This is a genomic window from Vibrio splendidus (assembly GCF_024347615.1).
GTDB lineage: Bacteria > Pseudomonadota > Gammaproteobacteria > Enterobacterales > Vibrionaceae > Vibrio > Vibrio splendidus.
Genome location: NZ_AP025508.1, coordinates 3788014 through 3809641 on the forward strand (window position 1 = coordinate 3788014; position 21628 = coordinate 3809641).

General features: G+C 45.8%; 19 protein-coding genes and 1 riboswitch. Of the genes, 8 read left to right on the top strand and 11 right to left on the bottom strand.

All coding sequences use genetic code 11. The features are described from left to right. Positions 1 to 84: 84 nt before the first annotated feature. Together ggt and tpx are read left to right on the top strand one after the other, a co-directional pair. Entirely contained in the window at positions 85 to 1842 is a 1758-nt protein-coding gene (gene ggt / locus OCU90_RS17035; protein WP_061025845.1) for a gamma-glutamyltransferase, read from the top strand. A 784-nt stretch (positions 1843 to 2626) separates the two neighbouring features. Further along, the gene (gene tpx / locus OCU90_RS17040; RefSeq protein WP_061025848.1) at positions 2627 to 3124 is read left to right on the top strand and encodes a thiol peroxidase; all 498 of its coding nucleotides are present in this window, start codon (positions 2627 to 2629) and stop codon (positions 3122 to 3124) included. A gap of 171 nt (positions 3125 to 3295) precedes the next feature. On the opposite strand, the gene uvrD is transcribed toward tpx, so the two are convergent. Beyond that, positions 3296 to 5470, bottom strand: a complete 2175-nt coding sequence (uvrD, locus tag OCU90_RS17045) for a DNA helicase II (RefSeq protein ID WP_017077758.1) — start codon at positions 5468 to 5470, stop codon at positions 3296 to 3298. 264 nt (positions 5471 to 5734) lie between these two features. Between uvrD and OCU90_RS17050 the strand changes: the two genes are divergently transcribed. The 4 genes from OCU90_RS17050 (at position 5735) to OCU90_RS17065 (ending at position 8144) form a co-directional block, all read left to right on the top strand. Further along, on the top strand, positions 5735 to 5995 hold the full coding sequence (locus tag OCU90_RS17050; RefSeq protein ID WP_004736650.1) for a BufA1 family periplasmic bufferin-type metallophore: 261 nt from the start codon (positions 5735 to 5737) through the stop codon (positions 5993 to 5995). 64 nt (positions 5996 to 6059) lie between these two features. Next, positions 6060 to 6920, top strand: a complete 861-nt coding sequence (bufB, locus tag OCU90_RS17055; protein WP_061025851.1) for an MNIO family bufferin maturase — start codon at positions 6060 to 6062, stop codon at positions 6918 to 6920. Next, a complete protein-coding gene (locus OCU90_RS17060) occupies positions 6917 to 7684 on the top strand; it encodes an HvfC/BufC N-terminal domain-containing protein (protein ID WP_061025853.1) in 768 nt (255 codons plus the stop codon). Before bufB ends, OCU90_RS17060 begins: the two co-directional genes overlap by 4 nt. A gap of 1 nt (position 7685) precedes the next feature. Then, a complete protein-coding gene (locus OCU90_RS17065) occupies positions 7686 to 8144 on the top strand; it encodes a DoxX family protein (protein WP_017085662.1) in 459 nt (152 codons plus the stop codon). 86 nt (positions 8145 to 8230) lie between these two features. Here OCU90_RS17065 and tsrA read toward each other — a convergent pair whose 3' ends face one another. Beyond that, complete coding sequence (gene tsrA, locus OCU90_RS17070) at positions 8231 to 8512, bottom strand: H-NS-like global regulator TsrA (protein ID WP_004736654.1); 282 nt, start codon at positions 8510 to 8512, stop codon at positions 8231 to 8233. Positions 8513 to 8614: 102 nt separating this feature from the next. Further along, complete coding sequence (locus OCU90_RS17075) at positions 8615 to 9814, bottom strand: multidrug effflux MFS transporter (protein ID WP_206207890.1); 1200 nt, start codon at positions 9812 to 9814, stop codon at positions 8615 to 8617. A 101-nt stretch (positions 9815 to 9915) separates the two neighbouring features. Here OCU90_RS17075 and OCU90_RS17080 point away from each other — a divergent pair, with 101 nt between their 5' ends. Both OCU90_RS17080 and OCU90_RS17085 read left to right on the top strand, forming a co-directional pair. Then, positions 9916 to 10857: a LysR family transcriptional regulator gene (locus OCU90_RS17080; protein ID WP_012605070.1), complete on the top strand. Its 942-nt coding sequence runs from the start codon at positions 9916 to 9918 to the stop codon at positions 10855 to 10857. A 122-nt stretch (positions 10858 to 10979) separates the two neighbouring features. Continuing rightward, a complete protein-coding gene (locus OCU90_RS17085) occupies positions 10980 to 12770 on the top strand; it encodes an aminopeptidase P family protein (protein WP_061025857.1) in 1791 nt (596 codons plus the stop codon). Between the two features lie 151 nt (positions 12771 to 12921). On the opposite strand, the gene thiH is transcribed toward OCU90_RS17085, so the two are convergent. The 8 genes from thiH to OCU90_RS17125 all read right to left on the bottom strand — a co-directional run bounded on the left by thiH (position 12922) and on the right by OCU90_RS17125 (position 21200). Beyond that, positions 12922 to 14049, bottom strand: coding sequence for a 2-iminoacetate synthase ThiH (gene thiH / locus OCU90_RS17090; RefSeq protein WP_004736658.1), 1128 nt, complete (start codon positions 14047 to 14049; stop codon positions 12922 to 12924). A 7-nt stretch (positions 14050 to 14056) separates the two neighbouring features. After that, positions 14057 to 14821, bottom strand: coding sequence for a thiazole synthase (locus tag OCU90_RS17095; RefSeq protein WP_004736659.1), 765 nt, complete (start codon positions 14819 to 14821; stop codon positions 14057 to 14059). Positions 14822 to 14823: 2 nt separating this feature from the next. After that, positions 14824 to 15033 (bottom strand): sulfur carrier protein ThiS, encoded by a 210-nt coding sequence (gene thiS, locus OCU90_RS17100; RefSeq protein ID WP_017085664.1) that lies wholly within the window; start codon positions 15031 to 15033, stop codon positions 14824 to 14826. Beyond that, positions 15030 to 15812 (bottom strand): HesA/MoeB/ThiF family protein, encoded by a 783-nt coding sequence (locus OCU90_RS17105; RefSeq protein ID WP_061025858.1) that lies wholly within the window; start codon positions 15810 to 15812, stop codon positions 15030 to 15032. The genes thiS and OCU90_RS17105 overlap by 4 nt, the downstream gene beginning before the upstream one ends. Next, the gene (locus OCU90_RS17110; protein ID WP_061025860.1) at positions 15802 to 17094 is read right to left on the bottom strand and encodes a thiamine phosphate synthase; all 1293 of its coding nucleotides are present in this window, start codon (positions 17092 to 17094) and stop codon (positions 15802 to 15804) included. Before OCU90_RS17110 ends, OCU90_RS17105 begins: the two co-directional genes overlap by 11 nt. Next, complete coding sequence (thiC, locus tag OCU90_RS17115; protein ID WP_061025862.1) at positions 17094 to 19043, bottom strand: phosphomethylpyrimidine synthase ThiC; 1950 nt, start codon at positions 19041 to 19043, stop codon at positions 17094 to 17096. Before thiC ends, OCU90_RS17110 begins: the two co-directional genes overlap by 1 nt. A 129-nt stretch (positions 19044 to 19172) precedes the next feature. After that, a riboswitch (TPP riboswitch) is annotated at positions 19173 to 19271 on the bottom strand. 62 nt (positions 19272 to 19333) lie between these two features. Continuing rightward, complete coding sequence (gene crcB, locus OCU90_RS17120) at positions 19334 to 19717, bottom strand: fluoride efflux transporter CrcB (protein ID WP_004736665.1); 384 nt, start codon at positions 19715 to 19717, stop codon at positions 19334 to 19336. Positions 19718 to 19817: 100 nt separating this feature from the next. Next, positions 19818 to 21200 (bottom strand): multicopper oxidase family protein, encoded by a 1383-nt coding sequence (locus OCU90_RS17125; protein WP_061025863.1) that lies wholly within the window; start codon positions 21198 to 21200, stop codon positions 19818 to 19820. Positions 21201 to 21628: the final 428 nt, after the last annotated feature.

Below are 21628 nucleotides of genomic sequence, written 5' to 3' on the forward strand. Positions count from 1 at the left end.
TCAAGATTACAATTCGTTAACAACACTCTGGCTATCTCATCTTTCCACTGCCAATCTGGCTCTGCATATTAAAAGGAGAAGATCATGCAGTGGAAAACAAAACTAACAACCCTCGCCACTTCTACCCTACTTTTTGCCTCTCACGTCAGTTGGGCAAATCAAGCTGCCGATTCCGTCGCACCCGAACAAAGTAGTGGTTTAGAAACCAAACAGCTCGTTAAAACCAACGATTGGATGGTCACCGCGGCCAACCCTCTTGCCACACAAGCCGGTGCTGATGTACTTGCTCGTGGTGGTAACGCGATAGACGCCATGGTTGCTGTGCAGCTTATGCTTGGCTTAGTGGAACCTCAGTCATCAGGTATTGGTGGCGGCGCGTTCCTTGTTTATTTTGATGGCAAGGACAAGCAACTCAAAACCTACGATGGCCGTGAAACCGCGCCGCTTGATGCCACGCCACGTCTATTCCAAGACGAAAACGGCCAACCGCTTAAATTCTATGATGCCGTGGTTGGCGGTCGTTCTGTTGGCACGCCAGGCACGGTGCAATTACTGTGGGACACTCACCAGAAGTACGGCAAGCTCGAATGGGCATCACTGATTAAGCCCATTGCTCAACTGGCTGAAAAAGGTTTTACCATCAGCCCACGCTTAGCCACCTTGATTGAAAATGACCAACAGCAACTAAGCCGCTTTGCCACTACCAAAGCCTACTTCTTCAATGCCGATGGCAACCCGAAAACAGCTGGCACGCAACTTAAGAACCCAGAGTACGCGGCAACGTTAAACGCTATTTCTAAGAACGGTGCTAAGGCCTTTTACCAAGGTGAGATTTCTACCGACATCATCAATACCGTGCAAACAGCGAAAGGTAACCCGGGCGTATTAGCACAGAAAGACTTCGACGCTTATTCGATTAAGCAGCGCGAGCCGGTTTGTTCTGCTTATGAAAGCTACCAAGTGTGCGGAATGGGTCCACCAAGTTCAGGTGCATTAACGGTTGGGCAGATCTTAGCGATGACCGAGCAGTTTGATCTTAAATCATGGGGACCAAACGACGCGAAATCTTGGCAAGTGTTAGCAGATGCTTCTCGCCTAGCCTTTGCAGACCGTGGTATGTACATGGCGGATCAAGATTATGTGCCAATGCCTACCCAAGGGTTAGTGAATACTGACTATTTGCAGGAACGTGCTCAGTTAATTACCGCAGGTAAGGCATTGGCAAGCGCATCTTCAGGCACACCGCCGTGGGATCATGCGATGCAGAGAAGCCAAGATGTTTCTATTGAATTACCGTCCACCAGCCACTTCAATATTGTCGATAGCGATGGCAATGTCGTGTCGATGACCACCACCATTGAGAATGCCTTTGGCTCACGCTTGATGGTAAGAGGCTTCCTACTCAACAACGAACTGACGGATTTCTCATTCAAGACCCATAACGATGGTAAGCCTATCGCCAACCGACTTGAACCGGGTAAGCGTCCGCGCTCTTCAATGGCACCGACCATCATCATGCAAGACGATAAACCTTACATGGCAATTGGCTCTCCGGGAGGCAGCCGTATCATAGGTTATGTGGCACAAGCGATCATTGCTCATACCCAATGGGACATGGATATTCAGCAAGCCATCAATCAACCACACTTCCTAAACCGCTTCGGTACCTTAGATTTGGAAAAAGGAACATCAGCGGAAAACTTCAAACCTGAGCTAGAAAAGATGGGATTTGAGGTCAACGTTCGCGATCTTAACTCTGGTTTACACGCGATTCGCATCACAAAAGATGGTTTAGAAGGCGCTGCAGACCCTCGTCGTGAAGGTGCAGCCATTGGTCAGTAGGGAATAATCCTCCCTTTTTACTCACTGCCTTGTGCGAGATCTCTCACAAGGCAGTGAGTAAATATCGATATTTGATGACGAAATTAGTCACCTAGATACCGTAACCAATTGAAATGAAACGATACGTACATTTATCATTCAAATAATTATATAGAAATTCGCTTATGCACCATTGCTGATAAATAAGGAATCGGTAATATGAATGGTGTCGGAAGGATGCTGACACGGAACAGGAAACGCCAAGGACTTGGTTATCTTCAGGATGAAGATTCGATTACTCAGGATGAATAATCGGCATGGATAGCGAAATGGACATTGAATGGACGCAATAGTAACTAGGATGGTTGCTACTAAGGAAAGACAATGGACACCTCTGGACGAGGAAAGGACTGAACATCAGGATGATGTAAAGGACACCGCTCAAGGAACAAGTGACGCGCGCTAACGAGGATTGTTGGCAGATCAGGATAAGATCAAGGACACCGCTAGGAAGGCGACGAAAGGAATACGCTGAAGGATAACAGCACACTATCATGGATTTGATGCATGGAGCACACTTAGTAGCCGGATTGCTGCGAGTAAGACTATAGACCCCGATGAGCGCAAGCTCTCGGGGTTTTTCTTTATCTGTCGTTTCACTTATTCCTCTCTCAAACAAATAAATCAAAGACCTTTAATTACAATTCTGACATTTAAAGCATTCACTTCTTAACCACTTCCGAGTAACGTAAGTCTTACTAGGCTCAACTAGTTTCATAACCATAATTAAACTAAGGACAAATTCATGTCACACGTTACCTTCAAAGGCGCTGCTATACCACTAACAGGCACATTCCCACAAACTGGCGAACAAGCACCAAGCTTTGCACTGACTGCAGGCGACCTTTCTGAACTGACTCTTGCTTCTCTTGAAGGCAAGAAAGTGGTTCTAAACATCTTCCCAAGTATCGACACAGCAACTTGTGCAACGAGCGTACGTACGTTCAACGCAAAAGCAGCAGAACTTGAGAACACGGTTGTTGTTTGTATTTCTGCTGACCTACCGTTTGCTGCGGGCCGCTTCTGTGAACTAGAAGGCATTGAAGGCGTTCAACACGCTTCAACTTTCCGTTCTCCTGCATTCGCATCAGACTACGGCGTAGCGATCGCTGAAGGCCCACTATCAGGCTTAACAACACGTGCAGTTGTCGTTGTTGATGAAAAAGGTGTGGTGACACACAGCGAGTTGGTTGCAGAGATCACTGAAGAACCAAACTACGAAGCGGCACTTGCAGCACTGTAAGTCTCACTTTGAGACAACAATGTCTTCAGCTCGTATTAACCTAATTTAGGTCGGTATCGAGCAATAAAAAAAGAGCAGCCATTAGCTGCTCTTTCTGTTTTTATACGGATTACTTTTCAATGCTGAATAGTTTCAGATATCGAACTGTTTTCTACATGCTGAAGTAGCAGATTACAACTGTTCTAAACGAGCATAAGCCGTTACTAACCACTTGATGCCTTCACCGTTAAACGCGACTTGAACTCGGCTCTGCGGGCCACTTCCCTCGAAATTGATGATAGTGCCTTCACCAAACTTAGGGTGCTTAACGCGAGAACCCAAACTAAAACCTGTTTCGTTAAAGTTCTCTTTCACGGCGGTTTGGCTAAAGCGGCCACTGCTTGCAGGACGGCTCACTTGCGCTTTCATACGAACCTCATCCAGACATGTCTCTGGTAGTTCACGAATAAAGCGTGATGGTTTGTGGTACTTGTCCTGACCGTACAAACGACGCATCTCAGCGTAAGTGATGTAAAGCTTCTCCATCGCACGCGTCATGCCTACGTAACACAGGCGACGCTCTTCTTCTAAGCGCCCTGCTTCTTCTGCAGACATCTGGCTTGGGAACATACCCTCTTCCACACCCACCATGAAGACCATCGGGAACTCTAGGCCTTTAGCGCTGTGCAGAGTCATTAACTGAACCGCATCATCAAACTCATCAGCTTGGCCTTCGCCCGCTTCCAAAGCCGCATGAGTTAAGAATGCTGTTAGCATGCTCATTTCATCCGCTTCTTCTGGTTTTTCAAACTGACGCGTTGCCGTTACTAATTCTTCCAAGTTCTCAATACGTGCCTTCGACTTCTCGCCCTTCTCTTGCTCGTACATCGCAAACAAGCCCGACGATTTGATCACGTGGTCGGTTTGCTCATGAAGCCTCAGTTCTATCGTGTCATCTTCAAGCGCATTGATAAGCTCGATAAAGCGGCTCAATGCACCCGCAGCACGGCCTGGGAGCACTTGCTCTTCTATCAGAGCAATACTGGCTTGCCACATGGTTGCACCACGGTCACGCGCCGCAAGGCGAATCGTTTCTAACGTTTTATCGCCCAAGCCACGAGTCGGCGTATTGACGACACGTTCGAATGCCGCATCATTGCTGCGGTTACTCATTAAGCGCAGGTAGCTCAAGGCATCTCTGATTTCTTGACGCTCGAAGAATCGCATGCCGCCATAGATTCGGTAAGGTAGACCACCTTGAATCAAAGCTTCTTCAAGAACACGCGATTGGGCGTTATTACGATACAGCATCGCGGTATCTTCTAGCGCACCGCCTTTCTCTTGCCACTCTTTGATTTTGCTGACCGTGAAACGCGCTTCATCTAGCTCGTTATAAGCCGAGTACACAGAGATTGGCTCGCCATCGTTGCCATCGGTCCACAGCTCTTTACCCATACGCTCAGTGTTGTTCGAGATAAGCTCGTTCGACGCCTGCAGAATGGTTTTGGTTGAACGGTAGTTTTGTTCGAGTCGAACCGTTGAAGCTCCTGGGAATTCATCCAAGAACTTCTGAATATTTTCAATCTTGGCACCACGCCAGCCATAGATAGATTGGTCATCATCACCCACGATCATCACGCGACAATCCGGGCCCGCCATCATACGTAACCAAGCGTATTGGATATTGTTGGTATCTTGAAATTCGTCGACAAGGATATGCTTGAAGCGAGCTTGGTAGTGCTCTCGGATGTGTTTCTTATCGCGCAATAGTTCATGCGATCTCAACAAGATTTCCGCAAAGTCGACCAAGCCAGCACGGTCACATGCTTCTTGGTAAGCAGAATAGATCTTTAACCACGTTTGAGTTATTGGATCATGGTAGGCGTCGATGTGATTTGGGCGTAATCCCTCGTCTTTCTTGCCATTGATCCACCAAGAAGCTTGTTTTGCAGGCCACTGCTTTTCATCAAGGTTTTGCGCCTTGATTAAACGACGTAGCAAACGAATCTGATCATCTGAATCAATGATCTGGAAATCTTCTGGCAGTTTTGCATCTAGGTAGTGAGCACGAAGGATGCGGTGACAAATACCGTGGAAGGTACCGTTCCACATACCCGACGAGCTACCCATCATCAACTCTTCAATACGACCACGCATCTCTGCTGCCGCTTTGTTGGTGAAGGTAACCGACATGATAGAGAACGGCGATGCTTGCTCTACGCTTTGCAGCCAAGCGATGCGATGCACCAACACTCGCGTTTTACCACTGCCAGCACCTGCCAGAATAAGTAGGTTTTCTAAAGGTGCTGCGACCGCCTCACGTTGTTTATCGTTTAGGCCATCGAGTAAAAGCGAAGGATCTATCATTGGATATGCTCACTACTGGGTATTTATACATAAAAGCTGATTATAACCTAAACACTAGGCTGCGTTTAGGATAATAAGAAGAAAAAACAATCAAAAAATAACATCATATAATCAGCAACTTAATAGCTAATACATCATTAATATTGATATTTTTTATAATGCAGTGAAATTATTTCCGAGTTCTTCCTATCCTTTTTAGTAAGCAAGTTAACAACTTATTAACCTGCGATATAAAAATACTATTAAGTCCTAGAGGGAATGACTATGAAAAATTCTAATCTTGCTGTTACAGCTGCAATCACAAGTGTACTAGCGTTCGGCGGTGCAGTTCTTACATCAGCACCTGCGGAAGCAGCAGCAAAAGAGAAATGCTACGGCGTTGCAAAAGCTGGCCAAAATGATTGTGCAACCAAAACAAGTTCATGTGCGGGTACAGCCAAAGAAGACAACCAATCCGATGCATTCGTGGTCGTTCCTAAAGGACTGTGTGGCAAATTATCAGGTGGTAACACTCAATCATCATAATTGAGCTGCTTAGTATGGTGAGCTGACATTCAGCTCACCTCCACTTCCTATTAGGAGAATCGTTGTGACTCAAACTCTTCATCCCAACGCAGGGGTTGGCCTTAGAACACCGCACTTGGACTTCTTTAGCCAAAACCCAGCTTTAGTGAGTTGGTTAGAGGTGCACAGCGAGAACTACTTTTTAGCTCAATCACCGCAACGTCAACAACTGAGAGAGATTCGCCACGCACACAACATAAGTTGTCACGGCGTTGGATTGTCGCTAGGTTCTGTTGAGCGCATCAATCAACATCATCTGATGCAGTTAAAAGACCTGATTGATGATATCGAGCCCTTCTTGGTTTCTGATCATCTAAGCTGGAGTCAGACCGGCGGTCATTACTTCAATGACTTGTTACCGCTGCCTTATACCGAAGAGGCGTTAGAAGTCTTCTGCCGCAATGTCATCGAGGTTCAAGACGGCCTGCAACGCCCTATGCTGATTGAGAACCCATCGAGTTACCTTGCCTTCAAGCATTCAACCATCCCAGAGTGGGAATTTTTGGCCGAGGTACAGAAGCGCACCGAATGTCGCCTCTTACTCGATTTCAATAATATTTTTGTCTCATCTTTTAATCATGGTTTCAGCTGTGAAAAGTACTTAAGCGGAATTCCTGCAGACAAAGTGGAAGAGATTCACTTGGCAGGTTTTACCAAAAAGAAACTCGAACAAGGTGAGATCTGGATAGACACCCACAGTAAACCTGTCTGTGACGAAGTGTGGAAACTCTACACTGACTGGATAGCACAACATGGGTTGCGCCATACCTTGATTGAGTGGGATTTAGATATCCCAGAGCCACAAATTTTATTGACTGAAGCAACCAAAGCCAGCGATATCTTGTATCAACACGACAAGTTCAACCAGAGGAGTCGCGCATCATGAGCCACTCTTTAACTAATGTGCAATCGGAGTTTGCTAACGCCCTACGCTATCAAAACAATGGTGAGCACTGCGACATAGTGAGCGACCATTTTACTGATGAGCAACGCATCCAGATTTACCGCAACAACTTTGTGATTAGCTTGAGCGAAGTACTGGCAGCAACCTACCCACTCACTGAAATGCTGGTTGGTGAAGAGTGCTTCCAACAAATGGCTCGTCAACATGTCTTAAGTTATCCATCAACCTCTGGTGATGTCAGTGGTTACGGTGAACACTTTGAACAAACTATCCAAGCCTTTCCTGCGGTTATCGAGGCTGCACCTTATCTCGCTGAAGTGGCTTTGTATGAATGGCAAAAAGATAGCTTGGTGAGATGCGTTTCAGAATCACATGTCGACCAACGTCCTCTTTCTCGTTTAGCTGATGTACCGCAAGAACAACAAGGCGCTTTAGTCTTTCATCTCAAAGATTCAATAACGCTAATTAATTCTAGCTATACGATTATCGCGCTTGAGCAGGCTATCTATCAGCAACAACTCGATGGGTTAGACATCAACCAACCTGAATTTGGGGTGTTAATCCGAGCGGAAAATTCACAGATTGAGAGCCATCGTTTGACGCAAGAAAGCCACCAACTATTAACCGAATTTCAATCGGGTCAAACGCTCTCAGCGATAGACCCTTTACTACTACAACATCTGAATACTGTCATGGCACTGAACGTCATCTCAGGCTTTTCAATCAATGCCGAATTGGAGACATAATATGGATAACAACACAGTCACGAACATGATGGCTCAATACGACAGTTTGATTGAGAAATCACAGGCACTTTTTGTTCCCGTACTACTTCTGTTTTGTCGCCTATGGGTGGCATGGGTCTTCTTTAATTCAGGACTCACCAAAATAGCCACTTGGGATAGCACCCTTTACTTGTTTGAATTGGAATACCAAGTGCCTCTTTTGCCTTGGGAGTTGGCCGCTTACATGGGTACCGCAGCTGAATTGATTCTGCCGGTATTCTTAGCGCTTGGCTTGTTAACCCGACCAATGGCTGCAGTGCTGTTCGTTTTCAATATCATGGCCGTCGTGTCATACCCTGTATTGTGGGCGCAAGGCTTCTATGATCATCAGCTTTGGGGATTAATGATTCTTATCGTCGTGGTATGGGGAGCAGGACCATTTTCATTGGATAGAATCTTAAAAGCGCAGTTCAAAAGCTAAAGCTCTTTTCCATAGCCTCTAAATTTACATAGGTCCAAAACGCAAAAAACCACTCAATTGAGTGGTTTCTTTTTATCTGGAATAAACTACTTGTTTAGAAAAGCTTGTAGCTCTTCAGCAGAGATACCTTGCTCGGCTAGCTCTTTTGCTAGTAGCTGAACTTGTTCACCTTTACGAGATTCAACCACGCGTTGAAATTGGTAAATGATATCTCGCAAAGTATCAATTGGAACTTGTTTTGCCGCACTGCGAATACGCTCTTCACTTTGGTTTCCTAGCTCTTTAAGCAATTTACCAAACATGACCTTTTCAGGTGCATCTTCCATTTGTTCTAAGATGCGCGCCATTTCGTAGGTTGTTAATGACATTACAGTATTTTCCGTTGGGGACTAACGTTTCAATGAGTGACAAATATACCATGTTTTAACGTTTCGCAAACCGCCATTTGTATATTTTGTCACCCTTGAGACTTATGCCTTAGCAAACGTCGTGTGCCACGACTTACCCGCTTTGCTCGCAAGTACTAACAATGCAGGAACAATAAGGAACATTTGCAGAGCAATCATCACTTGAGACGTTAAATCAAGACGTTGCATCGTACCAACAAGCAGTCCAGAACCGCTCATTTGGAACAAGCCAAGCAACGCAGCTGCGGTACCCGCACGGTCACCAAAAGGTTCAAGTGCCTTACCGGCTGCAGCACCAAGAATCCAAGCGAAGCCAACTGAAGATAGAAAAATCGGCAGTATGAATGCGATCGCGCTAGCATGCTCAGCAAGCACCAACATAACCACACCCGCTAAGCCAAGCGTTGAAATACCGACAACCAATGCTTTGTAAGTACCAAAACGGTCCATGAACTTCGGTGCCGTGAATGCAGCCGTGATGTTGATAACCGCGTTGATACCAAACCAGAAGGTAAATTCGTTCATCGTCAAACCTAGGTTTTCCATCAACACAACAGGTGCAGAGGTAACGTAAGCAAGAATGACCGCCATCGCCATCAAGCATAAGGTTGCATGGAAGATAAATGATGGTGTTTTCAATACCGACCAGTAACGCTCAAGTTTGAACACCGCGACCTTTTCTGTCGCTGGGTTAGACTCTTTCATTTGGAAAAACAAAATGGTGCCAACCACAACAGCGAAAACAGCCATAAAGCTAAAGTTCGAGCGCCAGCCAAACTGTTGAGTTAACCAAGCACCCAGAATCGGTGCTAGTGCAGGAATAAAGCAAATGGCACCATTGAGGTAACTGATCATGCGGCCACTTTTTTCCGGGCCAAATAGATCGCGAACCGTCGCAAAGGCTGCTACAGAAGTCGCACAAGCTCCTAAGCCTTGTAGCAGCCGAGCTATTAGCATCATATCAATCGATTGAGCTGCCCACGCCAAGCAAGCACTCAATGCATAGATACTAACACCTCCCAATGCAACGGTTCGACGTCCTAACTTATCAGCCAAAGGGCCTGCAAATAATTGCCCGACACCCATGGCGAATAAAAACCAAGTAATCGTATCTTGTGCTAGTGCGTGTTCCACGTGAAACGCTGTTGAAATTTGTGGCAGAGCTGGAAGATAAATATCTATAGCCAGAGGGCTAAATAGAACCAGCATTGCCAATAAAGCAACCTGCAGTTTACTAGGGGTTGGAAGCGCGTTAGAAGGCACAAGATTCTCCGAATGAGTTAATTTAGGTGCATAATAACCAACTAAAGATATGAACAAAAATGGCATATACTCATTAGCATTATTCCAAATAGGAAACTCACATGAATATCGAGAAACTATCACGCCTCGACCTCAATCTATTGGTTTGCTTGCAGGTGCTGATGGAAGAGCTGAGTGTCACTCGCACCGCACATCGATTATGCTTGAGCCAATCGGCTGTGAGTAAGTCGCTAGCCAAGCTTCGTGAACAATTTAATGACCCCCTTTTCACACGAAGTGCTCATGGCCTACGACCAACACCGAAAGCTGTTTTCCTTAAGCCTCGGTTAGAAACGTTGATCAACCAACTTGATGTTCTCACTCAACCTGAGACATTCATTCCCAACAATAGCGACCACAGCTTTCACATTGCTGCCGTTGAGAGTGTTTACCCGCTGATTCTTCCTCACTTCTTACCGGCGATATTTCGACAAGCACCTAAGGTTAATATCAACACCCATGCGTGGACCGAACAAACCTTTAAGAAGCTACAGCTTGGTGAGTTAGATATCGGACTCACAGGCAAAGACATCGACATCAACGACGCGCGCTTAACCATGCTGCCGCCAGACGACATCTGCGAACAAGAGATCTACCGTGATGCACAAATGTGTGTGTTAAGACGCAACCACCCTGCTCTGAGTGGCAAATGGGATCTAGAAACCTATCTAGCCCAGCGTCATGTACAAGTAAGGTGTGATGGTAACGACCGCTGGCTGCTCGACTACAAACTGGCTGATCTTGGTCATCAGAGAGATATCGCTATTTCTGTTCCAGACTTCAATAGTGCAGCAAGCTTGTGTACCTATACCGACTTTGTGTTTACCGCACCAAGCCACTTTACTTACCTCGTTGCTAAACAACTCGACTTAGTGGTTGTGCCTTTACCAATGGAATTTCCTCCGATGGCATACACTCTGTTTTGGCACCGTGACAGAGAAAATGACCCAGCGTTAACTTGGCTACGAGATATCATCAAAGAAAAAACTCTGCACCTTAGATAAAAATGGCGTACAGCGTTTGCAGCAAACGAACAAAAGCGCTAGCTTATTGACCTAATAAGTCCCCTCGCATGTATATCGACTGTGAGTGTTAACAAGGACCCTAACAATAAGGATAAACACAGATGCACAATATCACTGCTGAACGCGTTGCTGCAGTTCGAACTTGGCTTGAAACAAACAACCTAGATGCCGTTATCATTCCACATGAAGACGAATATCTAGGTGAATACGTTCCCGCTCATAACGAGCGACTTCATTGGTTAACAGGTTTTACTGGCTCTGCAGGTGCCGCTGTTATCACTCGTGATACTGCTGCTATTTTTGTTGATGGTCGCTACACCGTTCAGGTTCGTAAGCAGGTACCAGCAGAGTTATTTGAGTATCGCCACCTTATTGAAGAACCGGCTTTAGATTGGATCATCAATTCATTGCCACAAGGCAGTAAGGTTGCATTCGACCCACGCATGCACACCGCAGCTTGGTTGAAAGGCGCACAAGCAAAACTAGCGGAGAAAGTTGAGCTAACAACGTTATCAGAAAACCCGATTGATGAGCTTTGGTCTGACCGTCCTGAGCCTGTTGTATCTGATGTTCGCCTAATGGCAACAGACGCCGTTGGCCAATCAAGTGACAGCAAACGCGCAGAGATTGCTGGCTTACTAAAAGCCAAAGGTGCTGATGCCGCTATCCTTACCGAGCTTGACTCAATATGTTGGTTGCTCAACATTCGTGGTTTGGACGTATCACGCCTACCTGTTGTGTTGTCCAACGCGATCATTCACGCCGATGAAAGCGTCGATTTCTTCCTAGACCCAGCACGCATCCCGGCGGGCTTTGAATCTCACGTTGGTAATGGTATTCGCGTTTCTCACCCATCAGAGCTTGAAGCGCGTCTTCAGTCTCTAGAAGGTAACAATGTGTCTGTCGATTCAGGCACCAGTAACGCTTGGTACACGCTTGTTCTACAAAATGCTGGCGCTCACATCATTGAAGCAGCAGACCCATGTCTAATGCCAAAAGCCGCTAAAAACGAAACTGAAATTGCGGGTATGAAGGCGTGTCACATTCGTGATGGTGTTGCGATGGCGAAGTTCCTATCTTGGATTGATGCAGAAGTCGCGCAAGGTAATCTGCACAACGAAGCTGTGCTAGCAGACAAAGTACAATCATTCCGCGAGCAAGACCCAACGCTGATGGACCTAAGTTTTGACACGATTTCAGCAGCAGGCGGCAACGCAGCAATGTGTCACTACAACCACGAGAACCAACCTGAACCAGGTCAGTTGGAGATGAATACTCTGTACCTAGTCGATTCAGGTGGCCAGTACCTAGACGGCACAACGGACATCACTCGCACTATCGCAATTGGTCAGCCAAGCGACGAAATGATCCAGCAGTTCACGCTAGCACTTAAAGGTCATATCGGTATCGCGCGTGCACGTTTCCCACAGGGTACTCGTGGTTTCCAACTTGATATCCTAGCTCGCCAACACTTATGGGCTGAAGGCTTCGACTACGACCACGGTACTGGTCACGGTGTTGGTCATTTCCTAAGTGTTCATGAAGGCCCACAAAGCATCTCTAAGAAGCTGATCGACGTACCTCTAGTTGAAGGTATGGTGTTATCGAACGAGCCGGGTTACTACCGTGCTGATGAATTTGGTATCCGAATCGAAAACCTAGAGCTCGTGGTTGAACTGCCAACTCAAGGTGATTTCTCAGTACTAACCTTTGAGTCGCTAACACGTTGCCCTATCGATAAGCGCAACATCAATGTTGATTTGCTAACACGACCTGAACTGGCGTGGCTGAACGACTACCATCAGAAAGTATGGAACGATGTTAGCCCATTAGTTGAAGGTGATACGCTGGAATGGCTACGCCAATCAACAACACCACTTGCTCACGCTTAATGCCTTGCTCGACAGATAACTGAACCAAAACGAGCTTGCTAGGTTAATAAGTTAAATAGCAAATAGCAAAACGGCTACCCAAAGGTAGCCGTTTTTATTTGCCTGTATCATTACATCGATGTTTCACGTGGAACATCAACCAATATGTTGATTAACCAGAATAGGCACTGTGCCAGTCTCGCCACACTGGGTCGAAACCACGCTGACGAATCATAGACTCAACATCAGCAGCACTTCTCTCGTCACTGATCTCAAACTGCTCGAGTTCTTCCTCACCCGAAGCATAACCACCGGGTTGGGTTTTCGAAGCTGCCGACATACTGGTGATACCCAAAGGCAACACGTTATCGCGGAAAGTTGCCGATTCACGGGTCGAAAGGGATAACTCGACCTCAGGATTCAAGAGTCGATATGCGCAGATAAGCTGAACCAGCTGTTTATCGTTCATGATTGATTTAGGCTGTAATCCACCACCAGAGTCTCCACCCTCACACGGACGAAGACGTGGGAATGAAATTGAGTAACGTGTTTGCCAATAAGTACGCTCTAAGTAATCTAAGTGAGCAGCAACAAAAAAGCAGTCGGTTCGCCAATCTTCCAAACCAATCAAGGCACCAATACCTATCTTATCGATCCCCGCTTTTGCCAAGCGATCTGGGGTTTCAAGACGGTATTCAAAATCCATTTTATTGCCACGTAGATGATGCTCAGCGTAAGTTCTTGGCTGATAAGTCTCTTGGTAAACCATAACAGCATCTAGGCCGAGAGTTTTAAGCTCTGCGTAATCATGTTGATCAAGCGGCTGCACTTCCATCGCTAGGTAGTTGAATTGCTTTTTGATATTCGGCAACACCTGTCGAAAGTAATTCATCCCGACCTTAGTTTCATGTTCACCGGTGACTAACAAAACGCTATCGAACTTCATCTTTTTGATAGCCGCACTTTCGGCATCAATTTCATCCAAAGTAAGCGTGCGACGTTTGATACGGTTCTCCATTGAGAAGCCACAATACGTGCACGCATTAGCGCATAGATTCGAGAGGTACAAAGGAATGTAAAGCGACATTGTATTGCCAAATCGCTTACGAGTTAGCGCCAACGACTGTTGTGCCATCTGCTCTAAGTAAGGTTCTGCCGCCGGAGAGATCAGAGCCTTAAAGTCTTCTAAGTCACGTTTGGGTTTACTCAGAGCGCGTTCAACATCCGCTGCCGTTTTACTGAAGATAGACATACCAATGTCATCCCAGTTGAGCTGTTTAAATCGATCAACAAACGTCATAGGGACACTACTCGTCTAGAAATGAAGTTAACGGGCTCGAAGCAACCGCGTGAGATACTTTTCCTGCAAGCCCAGCAAGGTAAGCCATACGACCCGCTTCAACTGCCAGCTTAAAGGCAATCGCCATATCGACGGGTTGTTGAGAAGCCGCAATCGCAGTATTCACTAACACAGCGTCTGCGCCCATTTCCATTGCACGAGCAGCATGCGATGGTGCGCCTATGCCTGCATCCACAATCACAGGGACATTCGCTTGGTCGATAATGATCTCTAAAAAGTCTGCAGACGCAATACCCTTATTTGAACCAATAGGTGCGCCCAGCGGCATAACTGCAGCGCAACCCACCTCTTCCAAGCGTTTACACAATACTGGATCGGCATGGCAGTAAGGCAACACAACAAAACCATCTTTAACCAGTTGCTCAGCAGCTTTAAGCGTCTCAATTGGGTCTGGCATCAAGTACTTTGGATCTGGGTGAATTTCCAGTTTAAGCCAGTTTGTGCCTAGCGCTTCACGAGCCAAATGCGCAGCAAAGACGGCATCTTTTGCACTCTTCGCCCCAGAGGTATTCGGTAGCAAGTTCACGCCAGCATCAATGATTGGTTGTAAAATGTCGTCTTGCTCAGAGCGAATATCGACTCTCTTCAACGCCATGGTTGCCAGTTGCGAACCTGAAGCTTCAATAGCACTCGCCATCAAATGCTTGTTTGCGAACTTCCCGGTTCCAGTGAAGAGTCGTGATTGAAACGTTTTATCAGCGATAGTTAACATGGTTAGCCTCCTGCAATGGCTTGGAAAAGAGAAATAGCATCGCCTTCATTGACGACAGTTTGTTGCCACTGGCTGCGCGGGACAACCGCATTATTGATTGCAAATACACAACCTAGATCAGGTAATGATAGAGCTTGGATAATGTCCGCTAGAGACGACAAGTGCGCGACCTGTTCTGGTTGCTCGTTTATAGAGATCGTTATATGACTCATTGGATTTCTTCTTCTAAATGCTTAACTGCAGACGCACTGCACACGGGACATTCACTATCTTGAGTGACCATTAAATTTTGCCAATTCATCGTTTGGCCATCGAACAGTTTGAGCTGGTGTGTTGCTACCTGAAACTCACCACGAGTTAAACGTTGAATAGCAGCCAAAGCTTGAAGGTTCCCTATCGTGCCAACAACTGGGCCTATGATGCCGCTATCACTACAACGAGTCGTTTGCGGATGGTGACTGAACGGGAATAAACAGTGATAGCACCCTTTCTGCTTCTGATAATCAAAGACAATAAACTGACCTTTCCAGCCGATCGCAGAACCAGAAATCAAAGGCGTACTGCTGCCAAAACATGCTTGGTTAACCTGCTGGCGCGACTCAAAGTTGTCAGTACAATCCAACACCAAATCAGCGAGCATCACCTCAAGCTCAAGTTGGCTTTGAGTCATTCGCTTATTGATGGTTCTTACTTGGCTTCGACCATTAAGCTCACTCAGTTGTTGCTTCAGAGCTTCAACCTTAGGTGAACCTAACTGACTTTCCTTGAACGCTACCTGTCGTTGCAGGTTAGACGAATCCACACAGTCATCATCAACCAATACGATTTTTCCGACACCGGAAGCAGCAAGATAGAGAGCTGCTGCATTTCCTAAGCCACCACAACCGATGACCAACACATGGCTATCTAATAGATTGCGTTGCCCTTGCTCACCCACTTCAGGTAACGCAATTTGTCGTTGATAACGAATAAACTCAAAATCACTCAGCATAGCTAGGCTCCTGCATAACCTCTTCTTTGAGAGCTGGAGGTTTAGGTGCCATCAGTTTTTCGAAAAATTCGATCACCTTTTTGGGGTCTTCCGCTAATGTAATCGCACGAACAACCGCCAAACTCGACACCCCACAATCCCACACCTGCTCAGCTGTCGATTGGTCAATACCACCAATAGCAACCGTCGGATAACCGGTGAGTTGCTCTGTGTATGGGATAGTATCAATCAGCTGTTGATACAGAGATAAGCGAACTAAACCCTGAGGCTTTGATGGCATCTGTTTAGTTGTTGTTGGGAAAATGTGCCCTAGCGCAATATAGCTTGGATTGATTTGAACAATGCGTAGCAACTCGTAATAGCCATGAGTCGAGAGACCAATCTTTATACCCGCAAGGCTCAACTGTGAGAGGTTTGATTCTTCAATATCCTCTTGCCCCAAATGAACACCAAAAGCGTCATGCTTGAGTGCAAGTTGCCAGTAATCATTGATAAAAACTTGAGCGTTGTACTCACGACCAAGTTCGATAGATCGTGCGACTTGTAGTTCTAAGTCCGTTTGCTGTGGGTTCTTAATACGTAGTTGGACAGTGTTGATTCCAAGCTTGAGCAATCTTTCGATCCACTCAACATCATCAACCACAGGGTATAAACCGAGGCTACTCTTACTCAACTCAGGAAAAGAAAGTGATGTCCCTTGGTTAGCCCAACCTACGCTTATGTCCAATCGTTGATCTTCAAGAACAGGGATAGGAAAGTTTTGGTAATGTGCTGGCCATGTTCCACGTGAAACATTGGACGCTGCGCGAGCTAAAACTAGTGCGTCTTCTAATGGGAATTCCAGCGCCAACAAAGTAAGTAACCAAGCAAAGTGGCCGCGATTATCTAACTCCTGATGAGCTGTAGTGCCACTCTTGATAGCACGGCTAGCACCCAGGTGTGACCAGATATCCAGTACAGCTGAATCATCTGAAACACCGATATAAATGGTATTCGGAGTTTGTGTAAAGGCATCACAAACGTCAGCTAGCGCGACTGAATTGCTGTAATCAACAACATGGTTCAGTTCTGCTAGCTGACACACCGTCAATGAATCAAGATCATGAGCGAAGCCAATAGATAACGCCTGCTGAGAATCAACGATAGAGAAGTATTGAGTTGGGCTTACACCCAACTCAACCGCATCAGTTGCCAAGCCTTGTCGCTTAGCAACCAATAGACAGTTCTGCACCTCTCCCGTTAACTCAATATTTTGAGATGGGATTAGTATCTTCACTGTCATTATTCCTCTAATTGAGCTTCTTTTGCGGCTACTGCAGGATGATAAAGTTCAGAGCCAGTATCACGGAACTCTTGTGATTTCTGACGCATCCCTTCCAACGGGTTATCTAGCATCTTAATCTCGATAGCCTGATCCGCGGCTACTTGTTCGGTGTCTTTCGCATACTCTCGAACTTCTTGAGAAATCTTCATCGAGCAGAATTTAGGTCCACACATTGAGCAGAAGTGAGCAACCTTGCCCGACTCTTGTGGCAGAGTTTCATCATGGAAAGAACGCGCGGTTTCAGGATCTAAAGCTAGATTGAATTGGTCTTCCCAACGGAATTCAAAACGTGCCTTTGATAATGCATTATCTCGGATTTGTGCGCCCGGATGTCCTTTAGCGAGGTCCGCTGCGTGTGCTGCTAGCTTGTAAGTAATCAGGCCAGTCTTCACATCTTCTTTATTTGGTAAGCCTAGGTGCTCTTTAGGGGTGACATAACAGAGCATCGCACAGCCGTACCAACCAATCATGGCCGCGCCAATACCAGAGGTAATATGGTCGTAACCAGGGGCAATATCTGTCGTCAATGGGCCTAAAGTATAGAAAGGCGCTTCATGGCAGTGCTCTAACTGCTCGTCCATATTCTCTTTAATCAGGTGCATTGGTACATGTCCAGGGCCTTCAATGATCACCTGAACGTCATATTCCCAAGCCACTTTAGTCAACTCACCTAGAGTACGTAACTCCGAGAATTGAGCCTCATCATTAGCATCTGCAATTGAGCCCGGGCGTAAACCGTCACCTAATGACAGAGCAACATCGTACTTCGCACAGATCTCACAGATCTCACGGAAGTGGGTATAAAGGAAACTTTCTTGGTGATGAGCAAGACACCATTTCGCGATGATGGAGCCGCCACGAGAGACAATACCAGTCACACGTTTAGCGGTCATAGGAACGTAGCGAAGCAATAAGCCTGCGTGGATAGTAAAGTAATCAACACCCTGCTCTGCTTGTTCAATCAAGGTATCGCGCATCACTTCCCAGTTAAGGTCTTCGGCAACGCCATTCACTTTTTCAAGCGCTTGATACATAGGAACCGTACCAATTGGTACTGGGCTATTACGTAGGATCCATTCGCGAGTCTCGTGAATATTACGACCAGTAGAAAGGTCCATCACGGTATCGCCACCCCAGCGAGTCGACCATACTAGCTTCTCAACTTCTTCTTCAATCGAAGAGCTTACTGAAGAGTTACCGATATTAGCGTTCACCTTCACTAAGAAGTTTCGACCAATAATCATCGGTTCTGATTCTGGGTGGTTGATGTTTGAAGGGATAATAGCTCGACCTTCAGCAACCTCTTTACGCACGAACTCAGGAGTAATTTCTTTCGGCAGGTTTGCACCAAAGTTATGGCCAGGGTGTTGATGGTTAAGCTGCTCATCAGCGAACTTCTGACGTCCCATGTTCTCACGTATGGCAATGTACTCCATTTCAGGTGTGATAATACCCTGACGAGCATAGTGCAGCTGAGTAACACATTGGTTGTCTGTCGCGCGACGAATTCTAGGCAGGTTGCCGTAGCGAAGGTCGTCTAGAGTTTCATCATCTAAACGTTCTTTGGTGTAAACAGAGCTTACGTCGTCTAACAATTCCGTATCACCACGCTCTTCAATCCATTGCTCTCGCAACTTAGGAAGACCGCTATACAGGTCTATTTGATGTGTAGGGTCTGTGTAAACACCTGAGGTATCGTAAACTTGAATGGGTACATTAGGTTCGAATACAGGCTCTTTTTTGGTACCACCAACAAGGCTATCAGCGAGTGATATTTCTCGGACAGGGACTTGAATGTCCTCTCGAGATCCTTGGATGTAAGCTTTTTTTGAGTTTGGGTAGGGTTGTACGGATAAAGAATCAATGAAATTCTTCGCTTCCAGTCTTGCTTGTTTACGAGTCGACATAGCATTTTTCCTTGGCTTTTAGCCATTATTTATAGGGATAAAAATGCTTGACGGATTAGATGCTACAAGAGGGATCACGGTAAGAAATACAGTTGTGATCTGGAGATAGATCTCTAGAAGGATTCTAGTTAGATATCTACTCTTGTTCCCTTCGCAGGTATTAGCCTGATCAGGTTCAACGGATCCCGAGTTAACGGTCTCAGCCATATGGCACTCCGACAAGTTCGATCGAGTATATAAAAACGGCTTGGATAAACCAAGCCGAGTTGTTAACAAATCGTAAGAAAGTTTTAAGACTTTATCAAAAGTTGGAAGCCGATCCATGCGGCTGAAATACTGAGTACCACGTTGAGTAGCACATTGAGTCCCATCTTAAAGAAAGCGCCCTGCTGCATAAGAAGTACGTTATCCATCGAAAATGTAGAAAATGTCGTCAGTGCTCCTAGGAAACCAAGACCGATGATCTGTCTCCATGGTTCTGTCGCAACCATTTCATTCTCAAACGCAGCGATGAGCAATCCCATAATTAAAGAACCAATTACGTTAACAGTCAGCGTACCATAAGGAAAACCACGCCCTAGCATTACCACACATAACTCTGAAATCAAATAACGCGAACAAGCACCAAATGCGCCACCAATGGCAATAAAACCTAAAATAGATAACTGACCCATGAATCCTCCCAAACAATAATCCCTATATTCTAGCTTTAACGCCGATAAAAGCGAGGGTAGAAACTAAGAATGCATGCGCAAATATTAAACGTTACAGGTGTCACTTAACTTCAATGTATCCCATTAAACCCGTTTTCATGTGTTCTATAACATGACAGTGGTACATCCAGCGGCCAGGGTTATCTGCAACAAATGCAGCTTTAGCTCGGCCGTTTTTTCCAAGTAACACTGTATCGGTATGGAAAGGCTCTTCAACTTTCTTCCCATCAAGTTCCAATACAGTGAATGTATGACCGTGAATATGGATCGGGTGATGGTATTGGGTGACGTTCTTTAGATCGAATATGTAAGTCTTACCTAACTCTAAAATCGTCAACGGCTCAGGAATATTGTCTTTGCTCATCCCTTCCCATGCTCTTTTATTAGTAAGCCAAAACTTAGGCATCGATTTACCATCTTTAGAAACTGGTGATACCGCACCTTCCCACTCGAACACAAAATCGATCTCTTCAGCATTAGGAAGATCTAGATTAGGTACAGGGTTAAGAGGCAACAATGGCAATAAACGCCCTTCAGTAAGGGGGGAATCTACTACCTCGAACTCACATAAAGAGAAAGGAAAGCGGCCCTTCATTTGAAGAACATTAACTCGCTCGCCTACTTTGGGCGCTATCAGTCCAATATCCACGCGCATCCCTGGGCCGATTTTATGTTGAGTAAGTTTATATGGCGTCTTTACAGGATTACCATCAATGGCAATCACCCATGCCTCAGCCCCTTCGACAGCAATAGGATAAGTGATCGTATTATCGACATTCGCGATACGCAGTCGAGTCGTTGCGTGCTGCTTTAATTGGTACACAGGTTCATGAACACCATTGACGCTACTCCACTCTCCTGGAGTTCCCATACGAGCACTAAGTCGTGGAATCATTAAGTCTTTCCATTGACCCTGTTTATCGATGTGCCAATGCTTAAGCATCAGTGCATGCTCTTCATCAAACTGCACGGGAGTGCTTTCTTCTACGATAATTAGCCCAACCAAACCCATACCAAGTTGTTTAACGCTATTCATATGTGGGTGATACCAAAATGTGCCAGCATCTGGCGGCGTAAACTCATAAATGAATGTTTCACCTGGCATGATCGGTGGCTGACTTAAGAAGGGAACACCGTCCATTTCGATAGGAATTCTTAAGCCATGCCAATGGATAGTCGTCGGCTCTGATAGCTTATTCGTAAAACGAATTGTGACCTTTTCACCTTGTCGACATCGAATCGTTGGTGCTGGAATCTGACCATTAAAGCCTAGAATATTAGTCTCAAACCCCGTCACGAGTTCAGCGGTTGAAGGCACTGCCGTTAAGTCATAAACATACTTTCCTTGTTCATCAACCGCCCGTTTCATAGAGCAAGCAGGCAGTACAGTGAGTGCAGGTATAGCGAGAGATGATTGAATAAACTTACGACGGGAGATATCCATATTTGTTGCCTTTTAGTAATAACGACCAAAATGTAACAAAATATTGAGAATAATTCTCATAAAGAAGCGTGGTTTGTGCTGTTGATTGTTTATAAAAGAGGCTGGGATAAGTAAGCACTTACCCTTCTATGGTCAAATATCATCCAAGGCAAGAAGTGACAGCTTAAATATCCCACATATAGAAAGCCAAAAGACCTTCCTGTTCGACTAGATCTTCGAACTACTACGGAAGCGTAAAGGTTCGAATATCAACATATCCAAATTGGTAGAATTAGGTAAACCATTATAAGTCGAAGCTAATAAAAAAAGGCTCCAACATTTCTGCCGGGACGCGTAGTCTGGAGCCTTATATATGACAGGGGTGGACTGAGCTGGCACTCCGGATATTCGACCAGGCTGGCATTCCAGATCACGACATTGCTTCGTAG